This window comes from Streptomyces sp. NPDC039480, assembly GCF_055597165.1.
The window spans coordinates 576,942-595,571 of the sequence record NZ_JBVITX010000005.1; the positions used below are offsets into that span (position 1 = coordinate 576,942).

Annotated in this window: 16 protein-coding genes; 14 read left to right on the forward strand and 2 right to left on the reverse strand. The window is 70.2% G+C overall.

Annotated features, from left to right (window positions below):
* Positions 1-31: 31 nt before the first annotated feature.
* The 9 genes from ftsW to ACZ56E_RS19565 all read left to right on the forward strand — a co-directional run bounded on the left by ftsW (position 32) and on the right by ACZ56E_RS19565 (position 8,536).
* Positions 32-1,342, forward strand: a complete 1,311-nt coding sequence (ftsW, locus tag ACZ56E_RS19525) for a putative lipid II flippase FtsW (RefSeq protein WP_471215627.1) — start codon at positions 32-34, stop codon at positions 1,340-1,342.
* A gap of 6 nt (positions 1,343-1,348) precedes the next feature.
* Positions 1,349-2,443: an undecaprenyldiphospho-muramoylpentapeptide beta-N-acetylglucosaminyltransferase gene (gene murG / locus ACZ56E_RS19530; protein ID WP_362992424.1), complete on the forward strand. Its 1,095-nt coding sequence runs from the start codon at positions 1,349-1,351 to the stop codon at positions 2,441-2,443.
* Positions 2,444-2,457: 14 nt separating this feature from the next.
* Entirely contained in the window at positions 2,458-3,249 is a 792-nt protein-coding gene (locus tag ACZ56E_RS19535; RefSeq protein ID WP_471215628.1) for a cell division protein FtsQ/DivIB, read from the forward strand.
* 275 nt (positions 3,250-3,524) lie between these two features.
* On the forward strand, positions 3,525-4,763 hold the full coding sequence (gene ftsZ / locus ACZ56E_RS19540) for a cell division protein FtsZ (RefSeq protein WP_468609892.1): 1,239 nt from the start codon (positions 3,525-3,527) through the stop codon (positions 4,761-4,763).
* A gap of 37 nt (positions 4,764-4,800) precedes the next feature.
* Positions 4,801-5,511 (forward strand): peptidoglycan editing factor PgeF, encoded by a 711-nt coding sequence (gene pgeF, locus ACZ56E_RS19545; RefSeq protein ID WP_471215631.1) that lies wholly within the window; start codon positions 4,801-4,803, stop codon positions 5,509-5,511.
* Positions 5,512-5,517: 6 nt separating this feature from the next.
* A complete protein-coding gene (locus tag ACZ56E_RS19550) occupies positions 5,518-6,237 on the forward strand; it encodes a YggS family pyridoxal phosphate-dependent enzyme (RefSeq protein ID WP_468609888.1) in 720 nt (239 codons plus the stop codon).
* Between the two features lie 124 nt (positions 6,238-6,361).
* Positions 6,362-6,997 carry a cell division protein SepF gene (locus ACZ56E_RS19555; protein WP_398307214.1) on the forward strand — a complete coding sequence of 212 codons (636 nt, stop codon included), beginning with the start codon at positions 6,362-6,364 and terminating at the stop codon, positions 6,995-6,997.
* Between the two features lie 80 nt (positions 6,998-7,077).
* Positions 7,078-7,362 (forward strand): YggT family protein, encoded by a 285-nt coding sequence (locus ACZ56E_RS19560; RefSeq protein WP_150166801.1) that lies wholly within the window; start codon positions 7,078-7,080, stop codon positions 7,360-7,362.
* A gap of 55 nt (positions 7,363-7,417) precedes the next feature.
* The gene (locus tag ACZ56E_RS19565; RefSeq protein ID WP_398307216.1) at positions 7,418-8,536 is read left to right on the forward strand and encodes a DivIVA domain-containing protein; all 1,119 of its coding nucleotides are present in this window, start codon (positions 7,418-7,420) and stop codon (positions 8,534-8,536) included.
* Between the two features lie 172 nt (positions 8,537-8,708).
* Here the strand turns inward: ACZ56E_RS19565 and ileS are convergent, their stop codons facing one another.
* Positions 8,709-11,864, reverse strand: coding sequence for an isoleucine--tRNA ligase (ileS, locus tag ACZ56E_RS19570; RefSeq protein ID WP_471215633.1), 3,156 nt, complete (start codon positions 11,862-11,864; stop codon positions 8,709-8,711).
* 594 nt (positions 11,865-12,458) lie between these two features.
* On the opposite strand from ileS, the gene ACZ56E_RS19575 reads away from it, so the two are divergent.
* The 5 genes from ACZ56E_RS19575 to ACZ56E_RS19595 all read left to right on the forward strand — a co-directional run bounded on the left by ACZ56E_RS19575 (position 12,459) and on the right by ACZ56E_RS19595 (position 17,387).
* Positions 12,459-13,490, forward strand: a complete 1,032-nt coding sequence (locus ACZ56E_RS19575) for a TraR/DksA family transcriptional regulator (protein ID WP_471215635.1) — start codon at positions 12,459-12,461, stop codon at positions 13,488-13,490.
* A 78-nt stretch (positions 13,491-13,568) separates the two neighbouring features.
* Positions 13,569-14,198, forward strand: coding sequence for a signal peptidase II (gene lspA / locus ACZ56E_RS19580; RefSeq protein ID WP_471215637.1), 630 nt, complete (start codon positions 13,569-13,571; stop codon positions 14,196-14,198).
* 81 nt (positions 14,199-14,279) lie between these two features.
* The gene (locus tag ACZ56E_RS19585; RefSeq protein WP_365356524.1) at positions 14,280-15,221 is read left to right on the forward strand and encodes an RluA family pseudouridine synthase; all 942 of its coding nucleotides are present in this window, start codon (positions 14,280-14,282) and stop codon (positions 15,219-15,221) included.
* Positions 15,218-15,688: a GNAT family N-acetyltransferase gene (locus tag ACZ56E_RS19590; RefSeq protein ID WP_468609878.1), complete on the forward strand. Its 471-nt coding sequence runs from the start codon at positions 15,218-15,220 to the stop codon at positions 15,686-15,688. The genes ACZ56E_RS19585 and ACZ56E_RS19590 overlap by 4 nt, the downstream gene beginning before the upstream one ends.
* A 112-nt stretch (positions 15,689-15,800) precedes the next feature.
* Complete coding sequence (locus ACZ56E_RS19595) at positions 15,801-17,387, forward strand: Na+/H+ antiporter (protein WP_468609876.1); 1,587 nt, start codon at positions 15,801-15,803, stop codon at positions 17,385-17,387.
* Positions 17,388-17,401: 14 nt separating this feature from the next.
* On the opposite strand, the gene ACZ56E_RS19600 is transcribed toward ACZ56E_RS19595, so the two are convergent.
* Complete coding sequence (locus ACZ56E_RS19600; protein WP_471215640.1) at positions 17,402-18,493, reverse strand: mechanosensitive ion channel family protein; 1,092 nt, start codon at positions 18,491-18,493, stop codon at positions 17,402-17,404.
* Positions 18,494-18,630: the final 137 nt, after the last annotated feature.

Consider the following 18,630-nt stretch of genomic DNA (forward strand, 5'->3'; position numbering starts at 1 on the left):
CGGGCGCCGGGCACACCCTTGGGAGGGGAACGTGGCCAGGTCATCCGTGCGGGTCGCCAAGCGACCGGCTCCGGTACGCGCCAGAGGTGCCTCCCACCCTCCGGGCGAGAGCGGGCCCCGGCGGCTCCTGAACAGGCTCCGCCGGGCCTGGGACCGGCCGCTCACCGCCTACTACCTCATCCTCGGCAGCAGCCTGCTGCTCACCGGGCTAGGCCTGGTGATGGTCTACTCCGCCTCGATGATCCAGGCGCTCCAGCTGGACCTGCCCGCCTCGTACTTCTTCCGCAAGCAGTTCGTGGCGGCCGTGCTCGGCGCGATCCTGCTCCTGGTCGCCATGCGGATGCCCATCAAGCTGCACCGGGCGCTCGCCTACCCGATCCTCGCGGTGACCGTCTTCCTGATGGTCCTCGTGCAGGTCCCGGGGATAGGGCGCAGCGTCAACGGCAACCAGAACTGGATCTACCTGGGCGGCCCGTTCCAGCTCCAGCCCAGTGAGTTCGGCAAGCTCGCCCTGGTCCTGTGGGGCGCCGACCTGCTGGCGCGTAAACACGACAAGCGGCTGCTCGCCCAGTGGAAACACATGCTGGTGCCGCTCGTGCCGGTCGCCTTCATGCTGCTCGGACTCATCATGCTCGGCGGCGACATGGGCACCGCGATCATTCTCACCGCGATCCTCTTCGGCCTGCTGTGGCTCGCGGGCGCACCCACCCGGCTGTTCGCCGGCGTGCTCGGCATCGCGGCGCTGCTCGGTGTGATTCTCATCAAGACCAGCCCCAACCGCATGGCCAGGCTCGCGTGCATCGGCGCCACCGACCCCGGCCCCGGCGACCAGTGCTGGCAGGCCGTGCACGGCATCTACGCCCTGGCGTCCGGCGGATTCTTCGGTTCCGGACTCGGCGCGAGTGTGGAAAAATGGGGTCAACTGCCTGAACCGCACACCGACTTCATCTTCGCCATCACCGGGGAGGAACTCGGTCTGGCGGGGACACTGTCGGTGCTCGCCCTGTTCGCGGCTCTAGGCTATGCGGGTATCCGCGTGGCCGGACGCACGGAGGACCCCTTCGTGAGGTATGCCGCGGGAGGCGTGACCACCTGGATCACGGCGCAGGCCGTGATCAACGTCGGTGCGGTGCTCGGTCTGCTGCCGATCGCCGGTGTCCCGCTCCCGCTGTTCTCGTACGGGGGTTCGGCCCTGCTGCCGACCATGTTCGCCATCGGACTCCTCATCGCCTTCGCGCGATCGGACCCGGCGGCGAAGGCGGCCCTGGCCATGCGGCAACCTCGGGTGAGATGGAACACGATGCGACGGCGCGTCAAGGCGCGTTCGTCCGGAGAGCGGTGAATTTCGGTGCATGTCGTACTCGCCGGTGGGGGGACCGCCGGCCACATCGAGCCCGCGCTCGCCCTCGCGGACGCCCTGCGGAGGCAGGACCCGACCGTGGGCATCACGGCCCTGGGCACGGAGCGTGGACTCGAGACCCGGCTCGTACCCGAGCGGGGCTACGAACTCGCGCTGATCCCGGCCGTCCCGCTGCCGCGCAAGCCCACCCCTGAACTGATCACCGTCCCGGGGCGGCTGCGCGGCACCATCAAGGCGGCCGAGCAGATCCTGGAGCGCACCAAGGCGGACTGCGTCGTCGGCTTCGGCGGCTATGTCGCCCTGCCCGGCTACCTCGCGGCCAAGCGGACCGGGACGCCGATCGTCGTGCACGAGGCCAACGCGCGCCCCGGCCTCGCCAACAAGATCGGTTCGCGGTACGCCCACGGGGTGGCCGTCGCCACCCCCGACAGCAAGCTGCGCAACTCCCGCTACATCGGCATCCCGTTGCGGCACACCATCGCGACGCTCGACCGGGCCCGGGTCCGCCCGGAGGCGCGCGCCGCCTTCGGTCTCGACCCGAACCTGCCGACCCTGCTCGTCTCGGGCGGCTCGCAGGGCGCCCGGCGGCTCAACGAGGTCGTCCAGCAGGTCGCCCCGGTGCTCCAGCGCGCGGGCATCCAGATCCTGCACGCGGTCGGCCCGAAGAACGAATTGCCGCAGGTGCACCAGATGCCGGGGATGCCCCCGTACATCCCGGTACCGTACGTGGACCGGATGGACCTCGCGTACGCCGCGGCCGACATGATGCTCTGCCGCGCGGGCGCGATGACCGTGGCCGAACTCTCCGCCGTCGGGCTCCCCGCCGCGTACGTGCCGCTGCCGATCGGCAACGGCGAACAGCGGCTCAACGCCCAGCCGGTGGTCAAGGCGGGCGGCGGACTCCTCGTCGACGACGCGGAACTGACGCCCGAGTGGGTCCAGGGCAACGTGCTGCCCGTGCTGGCCGACCCGCACCGGCTGTACGAGATGTCCCGCGCGGCCTCGGAGTTCGGCCGCAGGGACGCCGACGACCTCCTTGTCGGCATGGTGTACGAGGCGATTGCGTCACGCCGCAACGCGTGAGAAGGCAGGGGACCGTGGCCGGACCGACCACCGCCGAACGGCAGCAGAAGAAGTCCGGCCCGCCCCGCCCGCAGCGCACGCGCCGTCCCCGGCTGCCGCGTTCGCGCACTCTGATCGTCGTACTGGTGCTCGCCGTGCTGCTCGGCGGCGGCGGGCTCTGGGCGCTCTACGGATCGCAGTGGCTGCGCCTGGAGCGCGTGACGACGTCGGGAACCGGCGTCCTGACGCCCGAGGAAGTGCGGGAGGCGGCCGACGCCCCCGTCGGGACACCACTGATTTCGGTCGACACGGATGCCATCGAGGAGCGGCTGCGCTCAAAATTGCCCCGAATTGACTCGGTTGACGTCGTCCGGTCCTGGCCGCACGGAATCGGACTCAAAGTGACGGAACGCAAGCCGGTTCTCCTTCTCGAAAAGGGCGGAAAGTTCGTCGAAGTGGACGCCAAGGGAGTGCGATTCGCCACGGTCGAGCGCGCACCGAAGGGGGTGCCGGAGCTCGAATTGGCGCTGGACCGGGAGAGCGGGGCGGCCAGCCTGCGCCGGTTCGGCACCGACCGGCTGCTGCGGGAGGCGGTGCGGGTCGCCGGTGACCTGCCCGAAGCGGTGGCCCGCGACACCCGGAGCCTCAAGGTCCGCTCGTACGACTCCATCGCGCTGGAGTTGAGCGGCGGGCGCACCGTCGACTGGGGCAGTGGCGAGAAGGGCCGATCCAAGGCCACTACCCTCGTCGCGCTGATGAAAGCGGCTCCCAAGGCACGGCACTTCGATGTGAGCGTCCCCACCGCCCCTGCGTCAGCGGGGAGTTGACGCATATCGTCGCAGGCCAGCACCCTGATTCGGCAGCGCTACGGCTGATCACATAGGGTGAAAAGAAAAACGGGAGGTTCGGCGTGTTCGTTGAACGTGCGCCACTTGTCGACTTAGTGTCCTGTTCGGAAGAGTCCAAGGAACAGACACACTGGTAACCCTAAACTTCAGCGTTAGGGTTCGGGTCGGCGTTCGGACCGTCCCATTCGGCATCAGTCGCCGCATCGCATCGATGCGAAACGGCGACACGTAACTCGAGGCGAGAGGCCTTCGACGTGGCAGCACCGCAGAACTACCTCGCAGTCATCAAAGTCATCGGTGTCGGCGGCGGTGGTGTCAATGCCATCAACCGGATGATCGAGGTCGGTCTCAAGGGCGTCGAGTTCATCGCCATCAACACCGACGCGCAAGCCCTGTTGATGAGCGACGCCGACGTCAAGCTCGACGTCGGCCGTGAACTCACCCGCGGCCTCGGCGCCGGCGCCAACCCGGCCGTCGGCCGCAAGGCCGCAGAGGACCACCGCGAGGAGATCGAGGAGGTCCTCAAGGGGGCCGACATGGTCTTCGTCACCGCCGGCGAAGGCGGTGGCACCGGCACCGGCGGCGCACCCGTCGTCGCCAACATCGCGCGCTCGCTCGGCGCCCTCACCATCGGTGTGGTCACCCGGCCGTTCACCTTCGAGGGCCGCCGCCGCGCCAACCAGGCCGAGGACGGCATCGCGGAGCTGCGCGAAGAGGTCGACACCCTCATCGTCATCCCCAACGACCGGCTGCTGTCCATCTCGGACCGTCAGGTCTCCGTCCTCGACGCGTTCAAGTCGGCGGACCAGGTCCTGCTCTCCGGTGTCCAGGGCATCACCGACCTCATCACCACGCCCGGCCTGATCAACCTCGACTTCGCCGACGTCAAGTCGGTCATGTCCGAGGCGGGTTCGGCGCTCATGGGCATCGGCTCGGCCCGCGGCGACGACCGCGCGGTGGCCGCCGCCGAGATGGCGATCTCCTCGCCGCTCCTGGAGGCGTCCATCGACGGCGCCCGCGGCGTGCTGCTCTCCATCTCCGGCGGCTCGGACCTCGGCCTCTTCGAGATCAACGAAGCGGCCCAGCTGGTCAGCGAGGCCGCGCACCCCGAGGCCAACATCATCTTCGGCGCGGTCATCGACGACGCGCTCGGCGACGAGGTCAGGGTCACCGTCATCGCGGCGGGCTTCGACGGCGGGCAGCCACCGTCCAAGCGGGACAACGTCCTCGGCTCGGCGTCCTCGGGCACCCCCAAGCGCGAGGAGCCCGCACCGTCCTCCGCACCGACCCGCCCTGCGGAATCGTCCCGCCCGGCCTTCGGCGGCCTCGGCAGCGTCACCCCGCGCGACGAGCCCTCGACCCCGGAGCCCGCGGAGCCGGCCCCGGTGAGCGAGGCCCCGTCCGCGCCGACGGCCCCGCCGCAGGTCCCGCCGGCCCGTCCCTACCAGGACAGCCAGGCCGAAGAGCTGGACGTGCCGGACTTCCTGAAGTGATACCGGACTTCTCGAAGTGATAAGCAAGCACAGCACCGTGAGCGGCGCGCACTTCGCCTTCACCGACAGGTGGGGCGGGGTGAGCGCCGTTCCGTACGAAGAGCTCAACCTCGGCGGCGCGGTCGGCGACGACCCCGAGGCCGTGCGCACCAATCGCGCGCTGGCCGCCAAGTCCCTCGACCTCGACCCGACCCTGGTCGTCTGGATGAACCAGGTGCACGGCCGCGATGTCGCCGTGGTCGAAGGGCCCTGGGCGTCCGACGCCGAGATCCCGGCCGTCGACGCGGTGGTGACCGCCCGCAGGGGCCTCGCCCTCGCCGTCCTCACCGCGGACTGCACGCCCGTCCTGCTCGCCGATCCGGTGGCCGGGGTCGCGGCCGCGGCGCACGCGGGCCGCCCCGGCATGGTGGCGGGAGTCGTGCCCGCCACGGTCGAGGCCATGGTGGAGCTCGGCGCGGAGCCCGGGCGGATCGTCGCCCGCACCGGCCCGGCCGTCTGCGGGCGTTGCTACGAAGTGCCGGAGGCGATGCGCGCCGAAGTCGCCGCCGTCGAGCCCGCGGCGCACGCCGGGACGAGTTGGGGTACGCCGGCGGTCGACGTGACCGCGGGGGTGCACGCCCAACTGGAGCGGCTGGGGGTGTGCGACCGGGAGCAGTCGCCGGTGTGCACCCTGGAATCCGGTGACCATTTCTCGTACCGCCGCGACCGGACCACCGGTCGCCTCGCGGGCTATGTCTGGCTGGACTGATAGGGCATGACGGAGCGTAAGACTCAACTCGCCGCAAATCTGGCGAAGGTCGAGGAGCGCATCGCCGCGGCGTGCGCGGCGGCCGGGCGCAAGCGGGAAGAAGTGACCCTGATCGTGGTCACGAAGACCTATCCGGCGAGCGATGTGCGGATTCTCTCCGAACTCGGTGTGCGGCACGTCGCGGAGAACCGCGACCAGGACGCGGCGCCGAAGGCGGCCGAGAGCGCGGACCTGCCTCTCACATGGCACTTCGTCGGTCAGCTGCAGACCAATAAAGTCCGTTCCGTGACCGGATATGCCGATGTGGTGCAGTCCGTGGATCGTCCCAAGCTCGTCACAGCTCTCTCGACGGCCGCGGTGCGCGCGGAGCGCGAGATCGGCTGCCTGATCCAGGTCGCGCTCGACGCCGAGGAGAACGGCCGGGGCGAGCGAGGGGGCGTGGGGCCCGGCGGAATCGAAGAGTTGGCCGACCTCGTGGCGGGGGCGCCGGGGCTGCGGCTCGATGGTCTGATGACCGTGGCGCCGCTGACCGGGCCGTACGCGGGACGGCAACAGGCGGCGTTCGAGCGGTTGATGGAATTCTCAACCCTCATGCGCGCGGCTCATCCTGCTGCGAACATGGTGTCGGCAGGGATGAGTGCGGACCTCGAACAGGCTGTGGCGGCCGGGGCGACACATGTGCGCGTCGGTACGGCGGTACTCGGAGTCCGACCCGGGCTCGGGTAACGTCGCCAAGAAGTCGGACCACAGCAGAAAATATGGTCATTCTCGCTGTTGGGCGGGGATACCTCGTGGATCGCGGGCAGTTGACGACGACAGCCGATCCACCACAGAGCGGAGGACTCAGAGCATGGCCGGCGCGATGCGCAAGATGGCGGTCTACCTCGGCCTCGTGGAGGACGATGGGTACGACGGTCCGGGGTTCGACCCCGATGACGAGTTCGAACCCGAGCCGGAGCCCGAGCGCGACCGCAGGAGGCACGAACCATCGCATCAGTCGCACCAGTCCCATCAGTCACAACGGGACGAATCGGTACGAGTGGTGCAGCCGCCCGCCCCGCGCGAGCCGGCGGCCCATTCCGCTTCGCCATCCGCGGAATCCGGACGTCCGGCGCGAATCGCCCCCGTGGCATCCATCACACCTGAACGCCAGAGCCTGGAGAAGAACGCACCGGTGATCATGCCCAAGGTCGTGTCCGAGCGGGAGCCCTACCGCATCACCACATTGCACCCCCGGACCTACAACGAGGCCCGTACCATCGGGGAACACTTCCGTGAGGGCACCCCGGTGATCATGAATCTGACCGAGATGGACGACACGGACGCGAAGCGACTTGTCGACTTTGCGGCCGGTCTGGTCTTCGGCCTGCATGGCAGCATTGAACGAGTGACGCAGAAGGTGTTCCTGTTGTCGCCTGCTAACGTCGATGTAACGGCGGAGGACAAGGCTCGCATCGCAGAGGGCGGGTTCTTCAACCAGAGCTGAGACGCAGTGATGCAGTAGTTGCCGTAGACGCAGTACCGGAACGACGAAGTACGAGTAACAGGGGAGAGGGAACCGCGAACATGAGCGTGGTCGTGCAGGTGCTTTACATCGCGCTGATGTGCTTCCTCATCGTGCTGATCTTCCGGCTCGTCATGGACTACGTCTTCCAGTTCGCCCGCTCATGGCAACCCGGCAAGCCGATGGTGGTCGTTCTGGAGGCCACCTACACTGTCACTGATCCACCGCTCAAGCTCTTGCGGCGGTTCATTCCGCCGCTGCGTCTCGGGGGCGTGGCGCTCGACCTGTCCTTCTTCGTACTGATGATCATCGTCTACATCCTGATCCACATCGTGAGTCAGCTGTGAGCGCGATGTCTAATACGGTCTTGCCGAATGCCGACGACTACGTTGAGGTGAAGAGATGCCGTTGACCCCCGAGGACGTGCGGAACAAACAGTTCACGACCGTCCGCCTCCGAGAAGGCTATGACGAGGACGAGGTCGATGCCTTCCTCGATGAGGTCGAAGCCGAACTGACGCGACTCCTCCGCGAGAACGAGGACCTGCGCGCCAAGCTCGCCGCGGCCACCCGCGCCGCCGCGCAGAACCAGCAGCAGGGCGGTATGCGCAAGGGCCCCGACGGGCCGCAGGACCAGCGCGGTCCCGGCGCCCCCGTGCCCGCCGCAATATCAGGTCCGCAGCCGGTGCCGCCGCAGCAGCATCAGCAGCAGCAGATGGGTGGCCCCATGGGCGGCCCGCCGCAGCTGCCCGGTGGCGCACCGCAGCTGCCCGCAGGTCCCAGCGGCCACGGCCAGGGGCACGGCCCGCAGGGCGGTCCGCAGGGTCCCGGCCCGATGGGTCAGGGTCCGATGGGCGGTCCCATGGGTGGCCCCATGGGCGGTCACGGTCCGCAGATGCCGCAGCCCGGTCAGGGCCCCGGTGGCGACAGCGCCGCCCGGGTGCTCTCCCTGGCGCAGCAGACCGCCGACCAGGCGATCGCGGAGGCCCGTTCCGAGGCCAACAAGATCGTCGGCGAGGCGCGCTCGCGCGCCGAGGGCCTCGAGCGTGACGCCCGTGCCAAGGCCGACGCCCTGGAGCGGGACGCGCAGGAGAAGCACCGCGTCGCGATGGGCTCCCTGGAGTCCGCTCGCGCCACGCTGGAGCGCAAGGTCGAGGACCTGCGCGGCTTCGAGCGCGAGTACCGCACGCGTCTGAAGTCCTACCTGGAGTCGCAGCTGCGCCAGCTGGAGACCCAGGCCGACGACTCGCTGGCCCCGCCGCGTACGCCGGCCACCGCCTCGCTGCCGCCGTCCCCGGCGCCGTCGATGGCTCCGGCCGGTGCGGGTGCCCCGTCCTACGGCGGCAACCAGTCGATGGGCGGTGGCAACCAGCAGAACGGCGGCCCGTCCTACGGCAGCCAGCAGCAGATGTCCCCGGCGATGACCCAGCCGATGGCGCCGGTGCGGCCGCAGGGCCAGCAGCCGATGCAGCAGGCTCCGTCGCCGATGCGTGGCTTCCTCATCGACGAGGACGACAACTGACGGGCGTGACCACGCCTTAGGCGTCGGCAGCGTTCAGGGCCGGGCCCCCGGATATTCCGGGGGCCCGGCCCTTTGTCGTGCTGGTGCGGCTGGCCTGGTGTCGGCTCGGTCCCCATGCGAAAGGCCCGGTCCCGCCGATGATCTCGGCGGGACCGGGCCTTCGTACGAGCGCTTACGCCTTGCGGAGGCGGAAGGTCAGCTTCAGGGAGTCATCCGTGAACGGCTGTCCGAACGTGTCGTCCGCCTCACCCCGGGCGAAGTCGGTCGCGAGGACCTCGTCCGCGATGAGCTCGGCGTGCTCCGACAGGGCCGTCTCCACCGCCGGGTCCGCGGAGGTCCACCGCAGGGCGATCCGGTCGGCGACGTCCAGGCCGCTGTTCTTGCGGGCCTCCTGGATCAGGCGGATCGCGTCACGGGCCAGGCCGGCGCGGCGCAGCTCCTCGGTGATCTCCAGGTCCAGGGCGACCGTGGCGCCGGACTCGGACGCCACCGACCAGCCCTCGCGCGGGGTCTCCGTGATGATGACCTCGTCGGGGGCCAGCGTCACCGTCTCGCCGTCGACCTCGACCGACGCCGTGCCCTCGCGCAGGGCCAGCGACAGCGCGGCCGCGTCCGCGTCGGCGACGGCCTTGGCGACCGCCTGGACGCCCTTGCCGAACCGCTTGCCGAGCGCCCGGAAGTTGGCCTTGGCCGTGGTGTCGACCAGTGAACCGCCGACTTCGGAGAGCGACGCCAGCGAGGAGACGTTGAGCTCCTCGGTGATCTGGGCGTGCAGCTCGGGGTTGAGCGACTCGAAGCCCGTGGCCGCGATCAGCGCGCGGGACAGCGGCTGACGGGTCTTGACGCCGGACTCCGCGCGCGTGGCGCGGCCGAGCTCGACGAGCCGGCGCACGAGCACCATCTGCTGCGACAGCTCCGGGTCGATGGCGGAGAGGTCCGCCTCCGGCCAGGAGGAGAGGTGCACCGACTCCGGGGCGTCGGGGCTGACCGGCACGATCAGGTCCTGCCAGACACGCTCCGTGATGAACGGGGTCAGCGGGGCCATCAGGCGCGTGACCGTCTCGACGACCTCGTGCAGGGTGCGCAGGGCCGCCTTGTCACCCTGCCAGAAGCGGCGGCGGGAGCGGCGCACGTACCAGTTCGAGAGGTTGTCGACGAAGACGGAGAGCAGCTTGCCGGCGCGCTGGGTGTCGTAGCCCTCCAGGGCCTGGGTGACCTGGTCGGTCAGCGCGTGCAGCTCGCTGAGCAGCCAGCGGTCCAGGAGCGGGCGGTCGGCGGGCGCCGGGTCGGCGTCGCTGGGGGCCCACTTCGACGTACGGGCGTAGAGCGCCTGGAAGGCGACCGTGTTCCAGTACGTGAGGAGGGTCTTGCGGACGACTTCCTGGATGGTGCCGTGGCCGACGCGGCGGGCCGCCCAGGGGGAGCCGCCGGCCGCCATGAACCAGCGGACCGCGTCGGCGCCGTGCTGGTCCATGAGCGGGATGGGCTGGAGGATGTTGCCCAGGTGCTTGGACATCTTGCGGCCGTCCTCGGCGAGGATGTGGCCGAGGCAGACCACGTTCTCGTACGAGGACTTGTCGAAGACCAGGGTGCCGACCGCCATCAGCGTGTAGAACCAGCCGCGGGTCTGGTCGATGGCCTCCGAGATGAACTGCGCCGGGTACCGGCTCTCGAAGAGCTCCTTGTTCTTGTACGGGTATCCCCACTGGGCGAACGGCATCGAGCCCGAGTCGTACCAGGCGTCGATGACCTCCGGCACGCGCGTGGCCGTACTGGAGCAGCCCTCCTGGGGGCACGTGAAGGTGATCTCGTCGATGAAGGGGCGGTGCGGGTCCAGGGAGGACTGGTCGGTGCCCGTCAGGTCGGAGAGCTCGGCGCGGGAGCCGACACAGGTGAGGTGGTCCTCCTCGCAGCGCCAGATGGGCAGCGGGGTGCCCCAGTAGCGGTTGCGGGACAGCGCCCAGTCGACGTTGTTGGTCAGCCAGTCGCCGAAGCGGCCGTGCTTGACCGAGTCGGGGAACCAGTTGGTCTTCTCGTTCTCCTGGAGGAGGCGGTCCTTGATGGCGGTGGTGCGGATGTACCAGGACGGCTGCGCGTAGTACAGCAGCGCCGTGTGGCAGCGCCAGCAGTGCGGGTAGCTGTGCTCGTACGCGATGTGCTTGAAGAGCAGGCCGCGGTCGGCCAGGTCCTTCGTGAGGCTCTCGTCCGCCTTCTTGAAGAAGACGCCGCCCACCAGGGGGACGTCCTCTTCGAAGGTGCCGTCCGGGCGGACCGGGTTGACGACCGGCAGGCCGTACGACCGGCAGACCTTGAGGTCGTCCTCACCGAAGGCGGGGGACTGGTGGACGAGGCCGGTGCCGTCCTCTGTCGTCACGTACTCGGCGTTGACGATGTAGTGCGCCGGAGCCGGGAACTCGACCAGGTCGAAGGGACGTTGGTAGGTCCAGCGCTCCATCTCGGCGCCGGTGAAGGTCTCGCCGGTGGTCTCCCAGCCCTCGCCGAGGGCCTTCTCGACGAGCGGCTGGGCCACGACCAGCTTCTCGGGATTCTCTGAGCCCTTCGTCGCGACGACGTACGTGACGTCGGGGTGCGCGGCGACGGCGGTGTTGGAGACGAGGGTCCAGGGGGTCGTCGTCCAGACCAGGAGGGCGGCCTCGCCCGCGAGGGGACCGGAGGTGAGGGGGAAACGGACGTAGACGGACGGGTCGACGACCGTCTCGTAGCCCTGCGCGAGCTCGTGGTCGGACAGGCCCGTGCCGCAGCGGGGGCACCAGGGGGCGACGCGGTGGTCCTGGACGAGGAGGTCCTTGTTGAAGATCTCCTTCAGGGACCACCAGACCGAGTCGACGTACTCCGGGTTCATCGTGCGGTACGCGTCGTCGAGGTCGACCCAGTACCCCATGCGGGTCGTGAGCTCGGCGAAGGCGTCGGTGTGCCGGGTCACGGACTCGCGGCACTTGGCGTTGAACTCGGCGATGCCGTACGCCTCGATGTCCTTCTTACCGTTGAACCCGAGCTCCTTCTCGACGGCGAGCTCCACCGGGAGGCCGTGGCAGTCCCAGCCGGCCTTGCGGGCCACGTGATAGCCCCGCATGGTGCGGAAGCGCGGGAAGACGTCCTTGAAGACGCGGGCCTCGATGTGATGGGCGCCCGGCATGCCGTTGGCGGTCGGCGGGCCCTCGTAGAACACCCACTCGGGGCGGCCCTCGGACTGCTCGAGGCTCTTGGCGAAGATCTTCTGCTCTTGCCAGAAGTCGAGCACGGCGTGCTCGAGGGCGGGCAGGTCGACCTGGGCGGGCACCTGACGGTACTGCGGCGGCGTATTCAACGAAGTCCTCCGGCGGATGTGCTGCCTTCCGTCGGAGGGACGAGAGCCGTGTGCGCCTGGTGCGGCGCGCTCCCGCGGTACCACCCTCCTTGGCCCTCCGGAACGGGGTCCGTGCCGGTGAGCCCCCTCATTGGGGTCGCGAAACCGGGTCTACTCGCCTCGGCTGGGGTGCCTCGGCTTTCTTCCGGCGGCTCCGGGGTGATCTTCACGTCGCGCTGGCCCCCGGGCTCACACCGTCCCCGGGTCGCTCATGGCTGCGTACGCCGCTACTCGTCCCCATCCACGCTTCTCGCTGCCGCCCAGTGTACGGCGCCCGGTGCGGGGTGGCCGACCGGTTTTCCGGGAGCCCCGGGACGGGTGGGGGAGGAGGGGACGACTGACCCGAATGGCGACATGCGGGACGGGCGGATCCGGGCGGGCACCCACCGGCGGATTACCCGCCGGGGAGTTGGGCACAACGCATGCAGACTCGCCGTGCGGCACCCGTGGGGCGGGCGAATCGGGCGGCGTGCCCCGTTGCCGCGGGCCTGGAGTCGATTTATCGTCCCAGCACGATTCGCGAGCAAGATCACAATATGTGAAGGGGCCGCGGCCATGGTGGCGAAGAAGACCGCCGTACAGCAGTCGGCGTCCGGCAGATCCACCGACGCGGGGGCGGCGTCCGACGCCGAAGGGACGGTGACGGGGAAGAAGGCCGCGGTGAAGAAGGCGGTGGCGAAGAAGGTCGCCGCAAAGAAGGCGGTGGCGAAGAGGGCGGTGATGGGGGAGCCGGCCAAGAAGGCTCCGGCGAAGAAAGCCCCGGTCAAGAAGGCTCCGGGTCCGGTCAAGGCCGGGGAAGCCATGGAGGCTGGTGCCGAGGCGGCCCCTGAGAGCGCTGCCAAGGAGCACCCGGCGGAGCATCCGGCGGATCCCCCGGCGGCAAAAAGCTCCCCCAAGAAGAGCGCGGCCAAGAAGACCGCAGCAAAGAAGACAGCGGCGAAGAAGACAGCGGCGAAGAAGACAGCGGCGAAGAAGACCGCGGCCGGGAAGACCGCCAAGAAGAGCACGGCTCAGCAGGGCACGGACAACGGAACGGCCGCGTCCGCGGCCGAAGGTGCGGCTGAGGCCGCGGAGACGACGGGAGCCACGACGGTGGTTGCGAAGAAGACTCCGGGCACGGCGACAGCGGCGAAGCAGCCCGCGGCGGCGCCCCAGGCGGTGCCGAAGGCGCGGGCCGCCGCGGTGGGGCCCGGCGAGCTGGCGGTACGCCCCGGTGAGGATCCCTGGACTCCGGCGGAGGTCGCGGAGGCCCGCACGGAGCTCCAGAGCGAGTCGCTGCGGCTGCGCAGCGAGATCGCGTCCTCCGAGGACGCGCTGGCGGGGCTGATGCGGGACTCCGGCGACGGGGCGGGCGACGACGAGGCGGACACCGGCACGAAGAACATCACGCGGGAGCACGAGATGTCGCTGGCCGCCAACGCGCGCGAGATGCTGGAGCAGACCGAGCGCGCCCTGGAACGCCTCGACGCGGGGACGTACGGCCTCTGCGAGAACTGCGGCAACGCGATCGGCAAGGCGCGGATGCAGGCCTTCCCGCGCGCGACGCTGTGCGTCGAGTGCAAGCAGAAGCAGGAGCGGCGCTCCTGAGGGCGGCCTGGGCACCGGGAACCGTACGCCTGTGCCGTACCCTCGTCCCCAGTCAGGTACCTAGGTTGAGGGACTCACGTGGCAGAGGCGGAGCGCATCATCGGTACGCCGGACATCCCTGAGGCGGCCGGGGACGAGTCGGAGCAGTCCGGTTCGGAGCCCGAGGAGACGGCGGCGGACGGTCGGGACGGGCAGCAGGACGAGGCCGGGACCGGCGGCAGGGGCAAGCGCAAGATCGCCGTGCTGTTCGGGGTGGCCGTCGTCGCGTACGCGCTCGACCTGATCAGCAAGATGATCGTGGTGGCGAAGCTGGAGCACCACGACTCGATCGAGCTGATCGGCGACTGGCTGCGCCTCTCCGCCATCCGGAACGCGGGCGCGGCCTTCGGCTTCGGCGAGGCCTTCACCGTGATCTTCACCTGCATCGCCGCGGCGGTCATCGTGGTGATCGCCCGGCTCGCCCGCAAGCTGTACAGCCTGCCGTGGGCGATCGCGCTCGGCCTGCTGCTCGGCGGCGCGCTCGGCAACCTCACCGACCGCCTCTTCCGCTCGCCCGGCGTCTTCGAGGGCGCGGTCGTCGACTTCATCGCCCCGAAGGGCTTCGCGGTCTTCAACCTCGCGGACTCGGCGATCGTCTGCGGCGGCATCCTGATCGTGCTGCTGTCCTTCCGCGGCCTCGACCCGGACGGCACCGTCCACAAGGACTGAGGCCCCGCGCGAGTCCCCGGGGGAGCCCCCCGGGGTGCCCTGTGGTGCGGGAGTGTCGGTGCGCTCCTGCATACTCAATGGGTGAGCACGATTCCCGAGATCCGTACCCTGCCCGTGCCGGACGGCCTGGAGGGCGAGCGCGTCGACGCCGCCATCTCGCGCATGTTCGGGTTCTCCCGTACGAAGGCCGCCGAGCTCGCCGCGGCGGGGAAGGTCTCGGTCGACGGCTCGGTGGTCGGCAAGTCCGAGCGGGTGCACGGCGGCGCCTGGCTGGAAGTGGAGATGCCGCAGGCGCCCGCTCCGGTGCAGATCGTCGCCGAGCCCGTCGAGGGCATGGAGATCGTGCATGACGACGACGACATCGTCGTGATCGTCAAGCCGGTCGGCGTGGCCGCGCACCCGAGCCCGGGCTGGACGGGGACGACCGTGATCGGCGGCCTCGCGGCGGCCGGTTACCGCATCTCGACCTCCGGCGCCGCCGAGCGCCAGGGCATCGTGCACCGCCTGGACGTCGGCACGTCGGGCCTGATGGTCGTCGCCAAGTCGGAGCGCGCGTACACCTCGCTGAAGCGCCAGTTCAAGGAGCGCACGGTCGACAAGCGGTACAACGCGCTGGTGCAGGGCCACCCCGACCCGATGAGCGGCACCATCGACGCCCCCATCGGCCGCCACCCGAACCACGACTACAAGTGGGCGGTCACCGCCGAGGGCAAGCCCTCCGTCACGCACTACGACCTCATCGAGGCGTTCCGCGCGGCCTCCCTGCTCGACATCAAGCTGGAGACCGGCCGCACGCACCAGATCCGCGTGCACATGTCGGCCCACCGGCACCCCTGCGTGGGCGACCTGACGTACGGCGCGGACCCCACGCTCGGCAAGCGCCTCGGCCTCACGCGCCAGTGGCTGCACGCCGTCCGGCTCGGCTTCGAGCACCCGGGCGACGGCCAGTGGGTGGAGTACGAGAGCGGCTATCCCGACGACCTCCAGCTGGCGCTCGACCGGGTGCGGGCGGAGAGCGCGTGACCGGTGTGACGGTCCGGGTCGCCCGGGACGCGGACGACCTGGAGGCCTGCTTCGCGGTCCGCAAGGACGTCTTCGTGGCCGAGCAGCAGGTGCCCGAAGAGCTGGAGTACGACGCGTACGACGCCGACGCCGTGCACGTCCTGGCCGTGCGCGAGGACGGCGTTCCACTCGGCACGGGACGGCTCCTGACCGGGGCCGCCGCCGCGGCGAAGAACGGCGGCGCGGCCGGAGTGGGCGCGCTCGGCCGGCTCGCCGTGACGCGGTCCGCGCGCGGGCTCGGTGTGGGGGCGTCCCTGGTCGCGGCCATCGAGGACGCGGCACGCGCGCGTGGCCTGACAGCGGTGGACCTGCACGCGCAGACGCAGGCGCTGGGTTTCTACGAACGCCTCGGGTACGAGGCATATGGTCCGGAGTTCCCCGACGCGGGCATCCCGCACCGCGCGATGCGCAAGTCGCTGACCCGCTAGCGCCGCCGTCGCCGCGAAAGGGCCGATGCGGGGCATTGGTCCGGTTGCGGGGGAATGCGTGGCAGGGTTGAGGTCTTGATCGTCCAAGCCTCGACCGCCGGAGGGCACACCCGTGGATCAACTGGCACTGGTGCTCATCTTGCTGCTCGGTGCTGTGCTCACCGTGCCCCTGGGGGACCGGCTCGGGCTGCCGGCGCCCGTCCTCATGACGCTGGTGGGCATCGGCATGGCCCTGCTGCCGTTCGTGCCCAACGTCGAGATCCCGCCGGACTACATCCTTCCGCTGGTGCTCCCGCCGCTGCTCTACGCCTCCGTGCAGCGCACGTCCTGGCGGCAGTTCACCGCCAACATCCGGCCGATCCTCCTGCTCGCCGTGGCACTCGTGTTCGTGACGACGGCGGCCGTCGCCGCGATGGCCAACTCCATCGTGCCGGGGCTGCCGATCGCGGCGGCCGTGGCGCTCGGGGCGCTCGTCGCGCCGCCCGACCCCGTGGCCGCGACCGCGGTCGCCGGGTCGCTCGGGCTGCCGCGTCGGCTCGTGTCGATCCTGGAGGGCGAGGGGCTCTTCAACGACGTCACTGCGATCGTGCTCTACCACGTGGCGATCGCGGCGGCGGTGAGCGGCACCTTCTCCTGGCCCTCCGCCGCGGGGCTCCTGGTGCTCTCGGCCGTGGTCGCCGTCGTCGTCGGTCTCGTGCTCGGCTGGCTGACCAACAAGCTCATGGGACTGCTCGGTGACGCCACCCTGCAGACCGGCCTGACGCTCCTCGTGCCGTTCGTCAGCTACGTCCTCGCCGAGGAACTGCTCGGCTCCGGCGTGCTCGCCGTCCTCACCACCGCGCTCTACCTCGCCGAGAACGCCGTCGACGCCGACGACGTGCTGGGCCGCATCACCGGGCAGACCTTCTGGCAGATCGTCGACACCCTGGTCACCGGCATCGCCTTCGGACTCATCGGCCTCGAACTGCACAACGTCTTCGGCATCGCGAACGACCGCGAGTGGCACATGTTCGGCTGGGGCGCGGCGGTCGTCGCGGTCGTCGTCGGCGTACGACTGCTGTGGCTGCTGCCCGCGACTTGGCTGGCCAAGCGGCTGCACAAGCGGCGCGACGTCGACGAGGAGATCCCGACCACCTGGCGGGAGACCGTCGTCATGTGGTGGTCGGGGATGCGGGGCGTGGCATCCGTCGCGCTGGCGCTCGCCATTCCGCTCAAGACGGACGACGGCAGCCCGTTCCCCGCCCGCGACGAGATCATCTTCATCGCGTTCTGCGTGATCATGGCGACCCTCGTCGTCCAGGGGCTCACCCTGCCCTGGCTGGTGCGGAAGCTCGGGGTGCGCGCCGACGCCGACGCGGAGCGCGAGCTGGAGCGGACGCTCGCGCTCCGCGCCGCCAAGGCCGCCAAGCGCCGCCTCAAGGAGATCCAGGAGGTCGAGGAGCTCCCCGACGATGTCACCGAGCGGCTCCAGCGGGGCGCCCTCGACATCGGCACCAGGATCAGCCCCGACCTGCTCGACGACGAGCGGCGCGAGCGGTACGCCAAGCGGTTCGACCGGCTGAAGGCGGTCCAGCGCATCCAGCGCGAGATGATGTCGGCCGCCCGCCACGAGGTGCTCGCCGCGCGCAGCGAGGCCGGAGCCGACCCTGAGGTCGTCGACCGGGTCCTGCACCACCTCGACGTACGCAGCCTGCGCTGACCGCCTGTGCGGGTCTAGCCGCGGCCGGTGCGCGGGGACTTCGGCGCGAGGTGGAGCGGGCGGCGGCCGTTCGGGGTCTGCTCCGCGGGGGCCGTGTTGATCCGCGGCAGCGCGTACGGATGGTGCTCGGTGAGCCACTGGATGAGCTGCTCGCGCACCATGACGCGCACGGTCCAGATGTCGTCCGCGTCCTTCGCGGTGACCAGGGCGCGGACCTGCATGGTGCTCGGCGTCGTGTCCGTGACGGCGAGCCCCCAGTCCCGGCCGTCCCACGCCGCGCAGTCCCGCAGGATGTCCTGGAGTTTCGCGCGCATCTTGTGGACCGGCGCCGAGTGGTCCAGGTGGAAGAAGACCGTGCCGGTCATCTGCGCACCGCCCCGCGACCAGTTCTCGAAGGGCCTAGACGTGAAGTACGACACGGGCATGGTGATCCGGCGCTCGTCCCAGGTGCGCACCGCGAGGAACGTCAGGGTGATCTCCTCAACGGTGCCCCACTCGCCCTCCACCACGACGGTGTCCCCTATGCGCACCATGTCGCCGAAGGCGATCTGCAGGCCCGCGAAGAGGTTGCCGAGGGTGGACTGGGCGGCGACACCGGCGACGATGCCGAGGATGCCCGCGGAGGCCAGCAGGGAGGTGCCCGCGGCCTGCATGGCGGGGAAGGTCAGCAGCATCGCGGCGGTCGCCACCACGGCGACGATCGCGGTGACCACCCGCTGGATCAGCGTCACCTGCGTACGGACCCTGCGGACCCGGGCCGGGTCGCGGTGGACCGCGGCGTAGCGCGCGTACGTGGACTCGACTATCGCCGCGGCGATCCGCACGACCAGCCAGGCCGTGGAGCCGATGAGCACGAGGGACAGGATCCGCCCGATGGCCGCCGAGTGGTCCCTGGCGAGCTCGGCGTGGCCGTAGGTGCCTCTCAGCAGGGCGGCGCACAGGACGACGTGGAAGGGGACACGGCAGCGGCGCAGCAGACCCCACAGCGGGGTCTCGTGATGCCGTTCGTCGGCCCGGCGCATAGCGAAGTCGACCAGCCAGCCGACCAGCACTGTGAGCACGACCGAGCCGCCGATCACGATCAACGGACGCAGTACGTTCTCCATGCCTCCGAGAGTAGGGGCATGGGGTGCCTCGGCGGGGAGGGGGCCCTGACTGAGTGTTTCGCCCTGTGAGGTGTGTTTGATCCCGGGTTAGGTTCCGCGCCAGTTCAGGGTGCTTTCGCCGGTGAGGCGGCGGGTCA

Excerpts from the sequence above, each read along its gene's own strand:
- ACZ56E_RS19560 (WP_150166801.1), top strand. The coding sequence starts at position 7,078 with ATGAGCGTGGTCGTGCAGGTGCTTTACATCGCGCTGATGTGCTTCCTC.
- ACZ56E_RS19555 (WP_398307214.1), top strand. The coding sequence starts at position 6,362 with ATGGCCGGCGCGATGCGCAAGATGGCGGTCTACCTCGGCCTCGTGGAG.
- ACZ56E_RS19565 (WP_398307216.1), top strand. The coding sequence starts at position 7,418 with ATGCCGTTGACCCCCGAGGACGTGCGGAACAAACAGTTCACGACCGTC.
- ACZ56E_RS19600 (WP_471215640.1), bottom strand. The coding sequence starts at position 18,493 with ATGGAGAACGTACTGCGTCCGTTGATCGTGATCGGCGGCTCGGTCGTG.
- ACZ56E_RS19575 (WP_471215635.1), top strand. The coding sequence starts at position 12,459 with ATGGTGGCGAAGAAGACCGCCGTACAGCAGTCGGCGTCCGGCAGATCC.
- ACZ56E_RS19550 (WP_468609888.1), top strand. The coding sequence starts at position 5,518 with ATGACGGAGCGTAAGACTCAACTCGCCGCAAATCTGGCGAAGGTCGAG.